The organism is Sorangium sp. So ce394, from assembly GCF_051474665.1.
GTDB classification, from domain to species: Bacteria; Myxococcota_A; Polyangia; order Polyangiales; family Polyangiaceae; genus Sorangium; species Sorangium cellulosum_D.
This window is the reverse complement of sequence record NZ_CP150339.1, coordinates 11,086,119-11,100,347: the sequence shown is the minus strand read 5'-3', so window position 1 is coordinate 11,100,347 and position 14,229 is coordinate 11,086,119. Positions and strand designations below refer to the sequence as shown.

The 14,229-nt window shown below is 75.3% G+C and carries 9 protein-coding genes; 6 read left to right on the top strand and 3 right to left on the bottom strand.

What is annotated here, in order from left to right:
* Positions 1 to 147 precede the first annotated feature (147 nt).
* From WMF33_RS40965 to ftsH, 5 genes are all read left to right on the top strand, one after another.
* Entirely contained in the window at positions 148 to 2,415 is a 2,268-nt protein-coding gene (locus WMF33_RS40965; protein WP_437333689.1) for a serine/threonine-protein kinase, read from the top strand.
* Positions 2,412 to 3,809 carry a class I SAM-dependent RNA methyltransferase gene (locus WMF33_RS40960; protein ID WP_437333688.1) on the top strand — a complete coding sequence of 466 codons (1,398 nt, stop codon included), beginning with the start codon at positions 2,412 to 2,414 and terminating at the stop codon, positions 3,807 to 3,809. The genes WMF33_RS40965 and WMF33_RS40960 overlap by 4 nt, the downstream gene beginning before the upstream one ends.
* 124 nt (positions 3,810 to 3,933) lie before the next feature.
* Entirely contained in the window at positions 3,934 to 4,173 is a 240-nt protein-coding gene (locus WMF33_RS40955) for a hypothetical protein (protein ID WP_437333687.1), read from the top strand.
* Positions 4,170 to 5,159 carry a tRNA lysidine(34) synthetase TilS gene (gene tilS, locus WMF33_RS40950; RefSeq protein WP_437333686.1) on the top strand — a complete coding sequence of 330 codons (990 nt, stop codon included), beginning with the start codon at positions 4,170 to 4,172 and terminating at the stop codon, positions 5,157 to 5,159. The genes WMF33_RS40955 and tilS overlap by 4 nt, the downstream gene beginning before the upstream one ends.
* A gap of 162 nt (positions 5,160 to 5,321) precedes the next feature.
* Positions 5,322 to 7,268: an ATP-dependent zinc metalloprotease FtsH gene (gene ftsH / locus WMF33_RS40945; protein WP_020740357.1), complete on the top strand. Its 1,947-nt coding sequence runs from the start codon at positions 5,322 to 5,324 to the stop codon at positions 7,266 to 7,268.
* 171 nt (positions 7,269 to 7,439) lie between these two features.
* Here ftsH and WMF33_RS40940 read toward each other — a convergent pair whose 3' ends face one another.
* From WMF33_RS40940 to WMF33_RS40930, 3 genes are all read right to left on the bottom strand, one after another.
* Positions 7,440 to 8,909, bottom strand: a complete 1,470-nt coding sequence (locus WMF33_RS40940) for an alginate export family protein (protein WP_437333685.1) — start codon at positions 8,907 to 8,909, stop codon at positions 7,440 to 7,442.
* 209 nt (positions 8,910 to 9,118) lie between these two features.
* Positions 9,119 to 9,961, bottom strand: coding sequence for a hypothetical protein (locus WMF33_RS40935; RefSeq protein ID WP_437333684.1), 843 nt, complete (start codon positions 9,959 to 9,961; stop codon positions 9,119 to 9,121).
* Positions 9,958 to 12,918, bottom strand: coding sequence for a GYF domain-containing protein (locus WMF33_RS40930; protein ID WP_437333683.1), 2,961 nt, complete (start codon positions 12,916 to 12,918; stop codon positions 9,958 to 9,960). The genes WMF33_RS40935 and WMF33_RS40930 overlap by 4 nt, the downstream gene beginning before the upstream one ends.
* Before the next feature lie 330 nt (positions 12,919 to 13,248).
* Between WMF33_RS40930 and WMF33_RS40925 the strand changes: the two genes are divergently transcribed.
* Positions 13,249 to 13,812, top strand: a complete 564-nt coding sequence (locus tag WMF33_RS40925; RefSeq protein WP_437333682.1) for a ComF family protein — start codon at positions 13,249 to 13,251, stop codon at positions 13,810 to 13,812.
* Positions 13,813 to 14,229: the final 417 nt, after the last annotated feature.

Below are 14,229 nucleotides of genomic sequence, written 5' to 3'. Positions count from 1 at the left end.
GTCAGGACACGGGCCTTCAGCGACCGAGTGGATTGAAGCTGACCATCTGCCAGGTCGCTCGGCCGAGACGACATGGCAAAGCGCCGCGCACTCGCGGTAAAGTAGTGACCGCTCATGCCCCAACCCCCGCCTCGACCCGCATCGCGAATGGGCGGACCTCCAAGCCCCGGGTCGACCAATTCATCGTCTGACGCGCGCGCGAAGGAGTCCGAGAAGCAGCAGGGGACCTACTTCCTGGGCCGTTACCGCGTGGTCGACGAGATCGGGGTGGGCGGAATGGCGAGCGTCCACCTGGCGCGCATGGATGGGCCGGGCGGCTTCCAAAAGTGGGTCGCCATCAAGCGGATCCACCCGCATCTGGTCGAGGACGATCAGTTCGTCGATATGTTCCTGGACGAGGCGCGCATCGCGGCTGGCATCAACCACGCCAATGTCGCGCAGGTGTTCGATCTCGGGAAGGACGACAACACTTACTGGATCGCCATGGAGTATCTCCACGGCGAGCCGCTCCGGGAGGTGATGCGGCGCGCCGAGGAGCGCCGGCTGCGCATCTCGCCCGAGCTCGCTGCGCGCATCTGCTCCGATGCGGCAGAGGGGCTCCACGCCGCCCACGAGCTGCGTGGAAAGAACGGCCAGCTGCTCGGCCTGGTGCACCGCGACGTGACGCCGCACAACCTGTTCCTCACGTATGACGGCTACACCAAGGTGGTGGATTTCGGGATCGCCAAGGTGGCCGATCGGCTGTCGTCCACCCGCGCGGGAACGCTGAAAGGCAAGTTGGCCTACATGTCTCCCGAGCAGGTGCGCGGCAATGAGGTCGATCGCACGACCGACGTGTTCGCGCTCGGGGTCGTCCTCTGGGAGCTCACGACGAACCAGCGTCTCTTCCGGATGGATACCGATCTCGACACCCTCGAGAAGGTGCAGGCCTGCGTGGTCCCGCCGCCGTCCACGATCGTGCCCGACTATCCGATCGAGCTGGAGAGCGTCGTCATGAAGGCGCTCGCCAAGCACAGGCAGGACCGCTTCCAGACGGCGCGCGAATTTTCGCGAGCGCTGCAAAACTTCCTGATGCGGAGCGGGATCTTCGTCGGCTCCGAGGAGGTCGCGCAGTTCGTGCAGCAGGTGTTCGCCGACCGCATCCAGAAGCGCGAGGCGCACCTCGCGTGGGCGGCGGAGGTGACGTCGACGATCAACGTCGAGCAGGTGCGCGGGCGGGCCTCGACCACGGCCACGGACAGCGTCGGGCTCCGCAGCCGCGGGCGGGAGCCCGAGCCGCAGCAGCGGCTCACGCCGCCGCAGGTCTTCCGGCACAACGCCGCGCCGGCGAGCGGGATCGCGCCGGTCGGGCGCACGCCGTCGAGGGACGCGGCCGGCAAGCAGATGGTGGCCTCGTCGCTGATGGACGACGACGAGGATGTCCCGACGACGGTCGCGACGCGCGAGCACGCCGAGCCGGTGCGGCCGCTCCCCTACGGCGAGCGCGCGATGCCGCGCCCGGCGGCCGGCATGGCGCCGGAGCTCGCGCCGGCGCCTCCTCCTCAGCCCGGCGCCCCGTCCGCCCTTCCCACGGTGCGGCCCGGTGCCGCGCCCGCGCACGCGAGCTCGCCGCGCGCGCACGGCGGCCAGAACCTCACCGCGCCGACGATCCCGGCGAACCCGTATCCGCCGCGCGATCTCGGCGCGGCCGATCGGGCGCCGTTCCCCAAGGGGGGCCTCCTGGACAGCGATCTGGGCAACCCGCTCGCGTCCACGCTCGCGCTCCCGCAGCAGGCTCCTCCCCAGCCCCCCGCGCCGGTCCCGCAGGGCTCGAGCGACGCCGCACGCCGCGCGCACACCAGCAGGGCCGCTGCGTTCGGCGCATCGCCGCAGGCGCCCTCGTACGCGCTGCCATTCAACGGCCAGGGCTACGCTCCTTCGCCCCCTGCCGGCTCGCCCGCGCCGGTGTTCCCGCCGCCGCCGTCGATGACGCTCGATCCATCGCGCGCGCAGGCCCAGCCGTTCGCGCCCGCCGCGCCGGCGCAGCCTCCCCAGTCGCAGATCGAGACCGCGCTCTCGCTGCCGCGCCCCGATCCGGCGGCCATCTGGGCGGCCACGCAGGACGCGGTGTCCAAGGGGAACGGCAGGAACACGCTCGTGCTCGTCGCCGTCATCGCCCTCACCGCGCTGTGCGTCATCGGCATCGGCGCGCTGATCTACATCAAGACGATGGCCGCGCAGCCCGCGCCCCTGAAGGGGGTCGACGCTGCGCCGCCCGCCTCGACCGGCGCGACCACCACGCGCGGGCCGCGCCTCGGCGCCCACGTGGAGCCCGCGGGGGATGGGCGCGCGCGCTCGCTCGCCCTCGCCGGCGGAGCTCCTCTCGTCCACCACCCCGGCGCGACGAGCCTGCGGCGCGTTACGATGAAGGGATGAAGGCTGTTCATCGCCGCTCGAGCGGCGCCAGGGCGCGGCCCCGCGCCGGCGAGCGAGCGCAGCTGCGCATCGACGCGCTGGCCGCCGGCGGCGCAGGGATCGGTCGGCTCGCCGGCGAGGTCGTCTTCGTCCCCGCGACGGCGCCGGGCGACCTCGTCGAGGTCGAGCTCGATCGGAGCGCGCGCCCGGCGCGGGGCAAGCTGCTCCGCGTGGTCGAGCCGAGCGCCGACCGCATCGCCCCGCCCTGCCGCTTCGCGGAGACCTGCGGCGGCTGCGACTGGATGCACGTCCGCGTCGAGGCGCAGCAGGCCGCGCACGCGCAGATCGTCCGGCAGGCGATCGCGCGCGCGGCCTCGCTCGCCGAGGCCGACCTGCCGCCGATCCGCCTGCACCCCGCGCCCCAGCCGCTCGGCTACCGCTCGCGCGCGCGGCTGTTCGCGCGCGCGGAGCGCGGCGAGGTGCGCGTGGGCTACCGCGCGCCGAGGACGCACGCTGTCGCGGCGGTCGACCGCTGCCTGGTGCTGGCCGACCCGATCGCGCCGCTCGCCGGCGAGCTGCCCGGCGTCCTGCGCGGGGCCGCGGGGGAGGGCGACATCCTCGTCTCGCTGGGCGCCTCGAGCCGCCCGGTGGTCGAGATCCTCTGGCGCGGCCAGCTGCCGCCGGCCGTGTGGCAGCAGCTCGACGAGCGCACGGCCCGCGGCGCGTGGGCCGGCGCCCGCGTCACGCTCGACGGCGCGCGCGAGGCCGCGTCGTTCGGCGATCCGCGGCCGGCGATCGTGGGCGCCGACGGCCTGCCGCTGCTCCTCGCGCCGGGCGGCTTCGGGCAGCCGTCCGAGGAGGGCGCCGCCGTGCTCGCCGGCCGCGCCGCCGAGCTCGCTCACCTCGACTCCTCCCGGCCGCCGCACGTCCTGGAGCTGTTCGCGGGGAGCGGGACGCTCTCCGTGCTCCTCGCGCGCGGCGCGCCGCGGTCCGCGCCGGTCGCCGGGGCTGCCGAGGCCGCCTCGCCGGCCGCCCCGGGGCTCGCGTCGTTCACGGCGGTGGAGCGCTCGCCCGAGGCGGTCGCTTGCCTGCGCCAGAACCTCGCCGCCCGCGGCCTCGCCGGCAAGGCGATCGAGGCGGACGCCGACCAGGTCCCGATCCCGGCGCGCACCGACGTCGTGGTGCTGGATCCGCCGCGCAGCGGGGCGCCCGGCGCGGCGCGCGCGATCGCGGCCTCGGGCGCGCGCGTGGTCGTCTACGTGTCGTGCGACCCGGCCACCCTCGCGCGCGATCTCGGCGGCATCCTCCGCGGCGGCTTCGAGATCACGGACATCGAGGCGGTCGAGCTCTTCCCGCAGACGAGCCACATCGAGTCGATCGTCCGCCTCACCCGCGCCCGCCGGCCGGCGCGCTGAGCCGCGCGGCGAGGAGGCGCGTCGCGCCGCGTCGCGCGCAGCCCCGGCGAGCTCGGGCCGAGATCGCGCGCGGCGCGAGGTCGCAGCGCGCCTCCGCCCAGCGGCTTGCGCTACGCTGGCCGGGATGATCCACCCCCTCGACGAGCGGCTCCGCGAGGAAGCGCGGCGCTACCGCCTCGTGTTCGCCTGCCCCGACTGCGCGTCGTTCGATCCGGCGGAGACCGAGCGCGACGAGGCCGGCGGCGCGCCTCCCGGCGGCGCGCCGCGCTGCTCGCTCGGCTATCCGGTCGCGCCGCACCTGAGCCCGTCGCTCGACGACGAGCGCGACGAGATCATCTTCTGCAAGGCGTTCGAGCTGCGATGAGCCCGTCCCCCGGGCCTCCCCCGCCGCCCAGGCGGGGCCGATCGCACCCCCCGTCGCTGATCCGGCTGGCCGAGCGGCTGATCCGGGACGAGCGGCTGCTCGCGCGCGGCGACGTGGTCCTCTGCGCCTGCTCCGGGGGCCCCGACTCGACGGCGCTGCTGCACGTCCTCGCCATGCTCCGGCGGCGGATCGGCCACGAGGTCGTCGCGCACGGCGTCGACCACGGCCTGCGGCCGGCGGCCGCGGCCGAGCTCGCGATCGCGCGCGACCTGGCCGAGCGGCTCGGCGTCCCCTATTCCAGCACCCGTGTGGACGTGGCGCCCGGCGCGAACCTCCAGGCCAGAGCGCGCGCCGCCCGGTTCGCCGCGCTGTCGGCGGCCTCGGCGGCGCTCGGCGCCCGCGCGATCGCGACCGGCCACACCGCGGACGACCGGGCCGAGACGGTGCTGCTGCGCCTGCTGCGGGGCGCTGGGCCGCGGGGGCTGGCCGTGCTGCCGCCGCGCGCGCCGCTCTGGACCGACGCCGCCGGCGCGGCGCCGCGCTCGGCGGCTGCCGGCGTCGAGCTCATCCGCCCGTTGCTCCTGGCCCGCCGCGCCGACGTGCTGGCCCACCTCAGCCGACATCGGCTGGCGTTCGCGGAGGATCCCAGCAATGGGGACCCCCGCTTCACCCGCGTTCGCGTCCGCCGCGAGCTCCTCCCGCTCCTCGAGGACCTGTCGCCGACGATCGTCGAGCACCTCTGCGCGCTCGCGGACATGCTCGCCGCCGGCCGAGATCGGCGCGCCGGCGGCGATCCGGCCGTCCTCGACGGCGGCGAGCCGCTCTCGATGCCGCTCGGTCGGGCGCAGCGCCTCGCGATCGAGCGGGCTCGCAAGCTCGGGCGGCCGCTGCGCGTCCTGGTCCGCGGCGGCGGAGAGATCGCCCTGGGCTTTCCAGAGGAGTCCAGCGTGCTTATCGAGGACAGGTCCGAGCGTCGCGGGGCCTGACCGCATGCACCCCACCCGCGACCCCTGTCGAGTCCCCTGTTTCGCCGTGCCGCCGCGGGGAAAACCCGCGGTCGACGACCGAGCCGACGGGTGGCATGCTGACTGGAACACGCGTACAATTTCGGTACACGCCGGCTCGCCGCGCGAGCTTAGAGGGTCCTCGTGAAGCAATCGCACAAGACGCTGCTGCTCTGGGTTCTGCTGATCATGATGTTCTTGGCGATCTGGCAGTTCTTGAGCCCGGATTCCCGGCCCGCCACGCAAGTCGCGTTCAGCGAGTTCATGGGCCAGGTCCAGGTCGAGGCCAAGGACAAGGATCCGCACGTCGAGTCGGTCACGATCAAGGACCGCGAGTACACCTTCTGGGTCAAGGACCCCAAGACCGGGGCGAAGACGAAGAAGGTCACGATCGGGCCTGACAACGCCGACGAGATCACGAAGACGATCGTCGACAACAAGGTCGCCGTCTACTTCGAGAAGGAGGACACGTCGCCGTTCTGGCCGGGGGCGATCATGTACCTCCTGCCGACGGTCTTCCTGCTCGTGATGTTCTACCTGTTCATGCGCCAGCTCCAGGCCGGCGGCGGCAAGGCGATGAGCTTCGGCAAGTCGCGCGCGCGGCTGCTCAGCGAGGCGCAGAACAAGGTGACGTTCGCCGACGTCGCGGGCATCGACGAGGCGAAGGACGAGCTCGAGGAGATCATCGCGTTCCTCAAGGACCCGAAGAAGTTCCAGAAGCTCGGCGGCCGGATCCCGAAGGGCGTGCTCATGATGGGCCCCCCCGGGACGGGCAAGACGCTCCTCGCGCGCGCGATCGCCGGCGAGGCCGGGGTGCCGTTCTTCTCGATCTCCGGCTCGGATTTCGTCGAGATGTTCGTCGGCGTCGGCGCGAGCCGGGTGCGCGACCTGTTCGAGCAGGGCAAGAAGCACGCGCCGTGCATCATCTTCATCGACGAGATCGACGCGGTCGGCCGCCACCGCGGCGCGGGCCTCGGCGGCGGGCACGACGAGCGCGAGCAGACGCTGAACCAGCTCCTCGTCGAGATGGACGGCTTCGAGTCGAACGAGGGCGTGATCATCGTTGCCGCGACGAACCGCCCCGACGTCCTCGACCCCGCGATCCTGCGGCCTGGCCGCTTCGATCGGCGCATCGTGGTGAACCGCCCCGACGTGCGCGGCCGCGAGGGCATCCTCCGGGTCCACACGAAGAAGGTCCCGCTCGGGCCGGACGTCGACATGGAGATCCTGGCGCGCGGCACGCCCGGCTTCGTCGGCGCCGACATCGAGAACCTGGTCAACGAGGCGGCCCTCCTCGCGGCGCGTCAGGACAAGGACGTCGTCACGATGATCGACTTCGAGATGGCCAAGGACAAGGTGCTGATGGGCGCAGAGCGCCGCAGCATGGTCATCAGCGACGAGGAGAAGCGGACCACGGCCTACCACGAGGCCGGGCACGCGCTGGTCGCGAAGCTCCTGGAGAAGTTCTCGGACCCGGTCCACAAGGTGACGATCATCCCGCGCGGCCCGGCGCTCGGCCTCACGCAGCAGCTGCCGAAGGAGGACCGGCTCAGCATGTCGCGCGAGTTCGCCAAGGCGCGGCTCTCGGTGCTGATGGGCGGCCGCGTCGCGGAGGAGATCATGTTCGGCCAGTTCACGACCGGCGCGGGCAACGACATCAAGCAGGCGTCGAACCTCGCGCGGCGGATGGTGACCGAGTTCGGCATGAGCGACGTCATCGGGCCGATCTCGTACGGCGCGGACGAGGAGAGCGTGTTCCTCGGGCGCGACTTCACGAGCCGGCGCCGCGACTACTCGGAGACGATCGCCAACCAGATCGACGACGAGGTGCGGCGGTTCATCCTCGACGCCCACGCCGAGGCGCGGCGGCTCCTCACCGAGAACCGCGAGATCCTCGAGCGGCTCGCCAACGCGCTCCTCGAGCGCGAGACGCTGGACGCGGAGGAGGTCGACGCCATCGTCTCGGGCCGCGAGCTGCCGCAGCGCCAGCGCGTCGTGATCCCGAGCTACAGCGATCGCGATCGCGCCGCGAAGGAGAAGCGCCGCGCGGCCAGCATCTTCGGCACGCCGAAGCCCGCCCCGAGCACCTGATCGCGAAGCGCGGGGGCCGCGCCCGGCGAGCCCGGGCGAGCGCCCCCGCACCGCCGCGCGCCGCACGGCACGGCGCGGCCCCCGAGACGCCTCACTCCCTCCCCTCCGACAGCGAAGCACGCGGCGCGCGACGTGAACCGCGACGCACGCGGCGCGTGACGCCGACCCGCCTCAGGGAGCGGTCACGGTCGTCTGCAAGAACGCCCACTGCTGCAGATCTGCCGGGCGGCCGCCGTCGTGCGCGCGGTTCGCCTTCGTGAAGATCGCCTGGGCGCCGTCGCCGAAGATGAACAGGCCGTAGCCGAGCGCGAAGCGCAGCGGCTCCCACGGCTGGTAGGCGAGCGAGACGTCGATCTCGTGGCCGAGCGTCCGGCGCTCGTTGTCGCGGACGGCGCCCACGGGAAGGAGCCGCGCGGTGACCCACCTGCCCCCGGGCGAGGCGAGGCCGACGAACGTGTACCCGGCGGCGACGGTCATCGCGTCGAGGGGCGAGGCGCGGACGGCTCCGCCCGCCTCGATCACGTTGGACCACGCGTAGAGCCCCATCGGGCCGTGGTTGTCCTGCGCGTCGGGCAGGATCGGATCGAAGCGGCGCTGCGTCTCGCCCTCCTCGAGCGCGCCGTCGTCGCCCGTCGCGTAGGCGCCGCGGGCGCTGAAGGTGAGGCGGGCGGGGAGGGACGTCTCGAGCGCCGCCCGCGCGGCGGCCGCGAACCCGCCGAGCGGGCGATCGGCCGTGAAGGTGGCGACCCGACCGAGCTCGTAGGCCCCCTCGATCGCGTAGCGGAAGCCGCGGCGGTCGCCGGAGATGCGCGCGTCGAGGACCACGGTGTCTCCGGGCGTGAGCCAGGTCGGCCGCGGCTCGCGCGCGATGCGCGCGAGCGCCGTGGCCTCGAGGTGGAGCAGGGGGGCGACGCGCCAGAGCGCGTTCAGGCCGTAGAGCTGCGTCCCTGTGCCGGCGGAGATGGGCTTGCGCGTCCCCGTGACCTCGGGCGGCGCGCCGCCCGGCGCAGCGAGGAGCACGGCCATCGCCTCGAGGTCGACGTTGCCGAGCTGCACCCCCGCGCGCACCCCGTCGAGCGAGCGCGCGGTGAGCGTCTCGTCGTCCGCCCCGATCAGGCGGCCGTCCCCCCACTCGATCCGCTGACGGCCCAGCCGGACGAAGGCGCGGCGCCCCGAGCGCGTGTGCACATCGACGTAGGCCTCGTAGGGCGCCGTCGCCGGGAGGGACGGCTCGCCCGCCCCGACGAAGATCGCGTCGTCGGTCCCCCAGAGCCGCGCGTCCTGCAGCGTGAGGACGCCCGTGACGGGCCCGCGATCGACGGCCAGGCCGAGGCGCGCGCGCTGCGCGAAGAACCACTGGGTCTTGACGACGTTGCCCGTGTCGAGGAGCGGCGGCAGCGCGCCCCCGAAGCCCTCGGCGAGCACCGCGTTCGAGCTGTAGACGTCGCCGCCCGTGTCCACGGGGTACCGGCGAAGCTCGCCCCGGATCCGGAGCTCCGCCGACGGGCGGAAGACGAACCCGCCGAGGTGCACGCCCTCCGACTGCGGCGGCGCCTGGGCCGCCGCGGTCCGGGGCGCGAGCGCGAGCGCGAGGAGTGCCGATCCCAGAGCGATGGAGGCGAACGGCAGGGATCGGATCATCAGCGAGGAGGGCCGGAGCGCGGGGTCGTCGAACGGCGGATGCGCGGCCTGGCGCGCGGCGTTCTCGCGGGCCGCGCTCCTGGATCGCTCGCGGAGGATAGGCGTCCCGGCGCTCGTCGGACAAGTGGGGAAGCTGCCGAATGGGACGCAGTGCCGCTCCTGTCCGGAGGCGTTGCCGCCGGACAGGGCGAGCCGCCGCGCCGGCGGCGTCACGGATCGAAATCGTCCTCGCCGTTCGGAGGCGGCGGCGGCTTCGGCGGCCTCGGCGCGGCTCCGGCGCCGCTCCCGCGCTGCGGCGGCGCCTTGGCGCTTCCGGTGGGCTGCCTCGGCGTGGGGCGCCGCGCCGCGCCTCGCCGCGCCGGCGCGACGCCCGCGTCGACGGCGAGCACCAGATCGAGCGCGAGCTTCGACGCCCTGCCGGCGTGCCGCTCGGCGACCGCTCCCGCCTCGGCGAGCACGCGCTCGGCCGCCTCGAGCTCGCGCTTCGCCTCGCGGCGCTGCGGGTCGCCCGCCATGGTCTCGGCCCACGAGGCTGCCAGCGACGTCCGCTGCTTCTCGAGCGCCGCCGCGCGCTTCGACAGCTCGCCGAGCTGCTTCGCCGCCGCGAGGGAGCTCTTCAACGACGCCTCGAGCGCCTCGACGGCGTCCCTGTCGTCCGCGTCGAGCGAGCGCCCGCCTCGCGCGCTGACGAGCCGCGCTTCCGGCGCGAGCTCGACGTGGAGCGAGACGCCCGACGCGCGGAGCTCCGCTGCGCGCGCGCGCGCAGCGTCGAGCGCCGCGTCGGCGGCCGACCTCGGATCGAGCCCGGCCGCGCGCGCGAGCTCGGCCCGCGCCGCGTCCGCGAGCGCCTCGGCCTTCAGCGACTCCTCGCGGAGCGCGAGCGCGGCCTCGAAGAACTCGTCGTAGGGCTGCTTGCCCGTGCGCAGGGCCCGGCCCTGCTCGAGCTGCGACGCCTGCGCGGCGCACGCGGCGAGCAGCGGCGCGTGCGCCGCGGCGAGCAGCAGCGCGAGCGCCGCCGCCCGGAGGCGGCTCGCGCCCGGGGCCCTCGTCATCCACATTGGAGGATGACCCCCCAGAGCTCGTAGCTCGCGGCGGGCTTCGAGAGGAACACGACGCCCACGTAGCCCGATCGCGGCGCGACGCCGAGCACGCCCTGCCCGAAGTTCCCGGCCGGGGGCGAGAGCGCGATCGGATCGCCGATCGGGGAGAAGTTGGGGGCCAGGGTCTGCGCGCGCATGGCGCGGCTCCCCGGAGGGCCTTCGGTCCACACGAGGAGCCAGCGTCCGTCGCTGAGCCCCGCGATGTCCGGCGCGAACGCGTCGCCGCCGGGGCCGCCGGAGGGGAGCGGGATCACCTGGGTCGACGTGGGGATGTCGCCCGGCGCGGCTTGCCCGGCGCGGATCTCCCATCGTCCGTCCGCGGGCCGGTCGGCGAAGACGACGGCGAGGGCGCGCTCGTTCCAGCCGAGCGAAGGCTTGCCGAGCGCGCCCCCGGAGCCGTTCACGCGGGTGAGCTCGCCGGCGGGCCTGCGCTCGGCGTCGAGCCAGCCGGCCCACACGGCCTTCTCGCGGCGGAACGCGACGGCGTACCCGTGGGATCCGGCCGCGAGGGCGCGCGGCGATTCGAGCGGCTCGTCGCCTTGCACCGGCCAGAGCCGCGAGGGCGCGGCGCCGGGGTCGTCGGCCGCGACCACGGCGCCGTCGGCCAGGCCGATGACGAACGGCCGGGGCCCCGGGACGCTGACCGGGGAGCGGATGGCCTGCTGCGCCGACGTGAGGACGGTGAAGGTGTCTTCGACCGGCGAGATGCTCACGATGTCGGCGGCCTCTCGGTTCGAGAACTTCTCGCTCCGCTCCCCGGTCGCGGGATCGATCTCGAGGCCGACGGCCTCCATGGCGCTCCTGGCGTAGCCCACCAGGAGCTTGCCGCCCTTCGTCGCCGTGACCTCGAAGGGGATGCTCTTCGCGACGAGCGGCGCCCATGGCTGCGGCTGGCGCGCCACCCAGCAGGGCTTCAGCGGCGCGGGGATCGCGGAGCGAGCGACGTTTTGCGCGGCGCCGAGCGCGGGGCGCGCCGTCGCGATCAGCGGCTGCCGCGCGGCTGCGACGGAGTGGCGGCCCGCGAAGAAGGCGGCGATGCTCATGAGCACCGCCGCCCCGCAGATGCCGATGAGCGACGAGATCGGCACGGGCACCGCCGTGGAGAGCCGGCCGTCGCCCCGCGCCGGCGCGCCCGCGAGGGGCGGCTGAGCGCGCCGCGCGGAGAGGGCGCGCGGATCGAGCGCAGGCGGGCCGTTGCTCGATCCCGGGGCGGAGCCGCGATCGGAGCGCGGCGCCGGCGGAGCCGCGGCGGACGCAGGGCGCAGCCCGGGCAGCAAGCCTGGCCACGCGCGCCTGGCCGGGTGCCCCTGCGGCGCGCCTGCGCCGACGCCCTGCGGCGCGCCTGCGCCGACGCCGGCCGAGGGGATCGTGGCGTACTCGCGGCGCCCCATCGTCGGGTCGACGGCCAGGGGGGAGCGCTTCGTCTCGCTGGGCACGGGCGCAGCGGCGTGCTCCTTGGCCTCGCGGTGCGGCGCCGTCGTGGTGGAGGGCTCGGGGGCCTCGCTGACGGCGCGGAGCTCCGATGGGACCCGGCCATCGTCGGCCGGCGTGCTGTCGGCGCCGCGGGGCGGGGGACCGTCGCCGGGCGCCGCGGGGCTGGCGAGGCGAGGTCCGATGGACGCGATCGCCGCCGCGTCGGCGGCGATCGAGACGGGCGTCGCTTCGGCCGAGGGGATCGGGGCAGCCGGGGGCGAAGGGAGCGCTGCGGCCGGCTGCGAGGGGGACGGCGGCGCCGCCACCGGCGTCGCGCGGGGAGCGTCCGCGGGCGGGCGCGGCGGCGGCGCGGGGAGCGCTCCGAGGCGGACGAGGGCCTTCGCGCCTGCCGCGGTGTGATCCGGTGCATCGAGCGCCGGCGCGCCCGCAGGCCGCTTCGCTGCGACGGCGGGGAACCGGACCGGGACCGGCGGCGGCGGCACGGACCGCCCCTTCGCGGGCCGCTTCGTGCCCCGACTGGGGCTCGCCAGCGCCGGCGGCGTTGTGGGGAGGGGCTTGCCGGCGCCCTGATCCGCGACGGCGGCTGCGCCGCTGCGCCCGTCTTCCTGCGGCGCAGCGCCGGCCGGCGCTGCGTCGCGGCCTGGAGGCAGGGGCGGCGGCCGGGGCGGCCTCGCCGCGCGCGCGGCCGGGCCGCCGGCGGCCTTCGGCGTCGCGCCGGGCCTGCTGGGCGCGGCCGAGCCCGCCGCGCGCCTCGGCGCTGCGGGCTCGCCGCCTTCGGTCATCCCGCCGGCGGCGCCTGCGTCGCCGGCCGGACGCTGACCGGCCGACGTGTCCTCGGGGTCCTCGGACGCCGAGGGGAGCTTCGGCGCGCGCGGGATCGCGGGCGCTCCCTCGTCGCCTGCCGAGGAGCCGTCGTAGCGGGGCAGCTGCGTGATCGCGCGGGCGACGCCCGCGTCGAACGCTCCGCCCGCCGAAGGCACGACGATCGGCGCGCTCTGTCCGCTGGCCGGCGCGCTCGCCGGAGCCTCGACCCCCGCGAGCGTCGCCATGGGCTCGCGCTTCCGCGGCGGCGGGGGGGGCGGCTGCGGTCGGGCGGTGGCCCGGCCCGGGGACGCCGCAGGTCGCCGCTCGTTCGCGGACCTGTCCGGGGGCGCCGGGCGCTGACCCGGGCGGGCGGGCGCCGGGCCCAGCTCCTCGACGAGCTCGAGCTCCAGCGTCGCGCCGCTGTCGCGCGCCGACGCCCGGGCATCGGCGGCGGGCTTGTCGGGCGGAGCGGCGCCCGCGTCCGGCTTGCGCCGGAGCTGCGCGGCGTCGGCGAGCTCCGGCTGCTTGGAGACCGGGGCCCACGCTTCCATGCCCTGGCGCCACACGAGCGTGGAGCCCGGGATGACCCCGGCAGCCAGCGCGCTGCGCAGCTCGGCGGTGCTCACGAGCCGCTGGACGCCGCGCTCATCCGTCCATCGCCACGCGCTCAACGGCGGCCCCTCCTCCCCTTGCGAGAGCGCCGGAATTTCAGGACGCGATCCACGACGCGGGGGATCGTACCGCGCGTCGTTTGCAAAGAGATCCTCTTTTGTCCGATCGCGCAACCGCGCGCCCGCTCCTGACGACGATCGCGCTGGCAGCCCATGAGCCCTTCCCGCGCCCTCGTCGCCGCAATCCGCTTTCTGGCCGCCGTCGCTGCGCGTGCGCTCAGCCCACCGGCCTGCGCCGCCTGTGACGCCGCCATCGCAGCTGGCGCGGTATTTTGCTCCGACTGTGCGCGGACCACCGTGCCGTACGCGGAGCGCCCGCTGCGGAGGGCGGTGGGGTCAAGCGCGGCGGCGGGCGTCGAGCTCGTCGCGTTCGCTGCGTTCGGCGGGGCGGTCGCGGAGGGGATCCGGCGCTTCAAGTACGGGGATAGGCCGGACCTCGCGCGTCCGCTTGGCCGGTTGCTGCTCGGCGCGGCGCGCGACGCCGCGGTGAGCGCCGACCTCGTGGTCCCGGTGCCGCTGCATCCGCGCCGTCTCGCCGAGCGGGGGTACAACCAGGCGGCCTTGCTGGCTGCGTACGTCGCTGACGGACTTCAGGCGTCGATGGCCCCGCGGGCGCTTTGCCGCGTCCGTCCCACGGCGCAGCAGGCGCAGCTCCCGCGCGGTCTCCGCTTGCAGAACGTGGCGGGGGCGTTCCGGGTCCGCGCTCCGGAGCGCGTGCACGGCCGGCGGGTCGCGCTGGTCGATGACGTGGCCACGACCGGCGCCACGCTCGCGGCGTGCCGGGAAGCGCTCCTGGGCGCGGGGGCTGCTTCGGTCACCTACCTCGTCCTCGCGACGACCGAGAGCGGCGTGGACGAGCTCAGAAGGCCGCCTCTGTCAGCGCACCGCACTTGATGCGAACCGTCCTGCCCTCGGCGAGCCATCGCGTACCGTTGCGCGTCGGCTCGCCGAGCCTCACGAAGAAGCGCCCGCAGCGCACCTCGATGGGCTGATTGCTGGGACCCACCGCCACGCCCGTGACGTACACGGTCGCGTTCTGGGAGGAGTTGAGCTTGAGGAAGCCGTAGCCGCGGCGCGGGTTCCGCGGAACGCTCGCTTCGGCCTGGGTGGCCGGCGGCTGTGGAGGTGCCGGCGCCGCCTCGGGGCTGGGCTGGGGTGGAGGTGGGGGTGTGGGCTGGGGTGGAGGCGGGGGTGGCGCCTCGGGGCTGGGCTGGGGTGGAGGCGCGGCGGGGGACGGCGGAGGTGCGGCCTGTACAGCGGCTTCGGTCGCGCTCGGCGGGGGCTGGGCGGTCAGCTGCACGGGGGCGGCTG

Excerpts from the sequence above, each read along its gene's own strand:
- WMF33_RS40965 (WP_437333689.1), top strand. The coding sequence starts at position 148 with ATGGGCGGACCTCCAAGCCCCGGGTCGACCAATTCATCGTCTGACGCG.
- WMF33_RS40960 (WP_437333688.1), top strand. The coding sequence starts at position 2,412 with ATGAAGGCTGTTCATCGCCGCTCGAGCGGCGCCAGGGCGCGGCCCCGC.
- WMF33_RS40955 (WP_437333687.1), top strand. The coding sequence starts at position 3,934 with ATGATCCACCCCCTCGACGAGCGGCTCCGCGAGGAAGCGCGGCGCTAC.
- tilS (WP_437333686.1), top strand. The coding sequence starts at position 4,170 with ATGAGCCCGTCCCCCGGGCCTCCCCCGCCGCCCAGGCGGGGCCGATCG.
- WMF33_RS40940 (WP_437333685.1), bottom strand. The coding sequence starts at position 8,909 with ATGATCCGATCCCTGCCGTTCGCCTCCATCGCTCTGGGATCGGCACTC.
- WMF33_RS40935 (WP_437333684.1), bottom strand. The coding sequence starts at position 9,961 with ATGACGAGGGCCCCGGGCGCGAGCCGCCTCCGGGCGGCGGCGCTCGCG.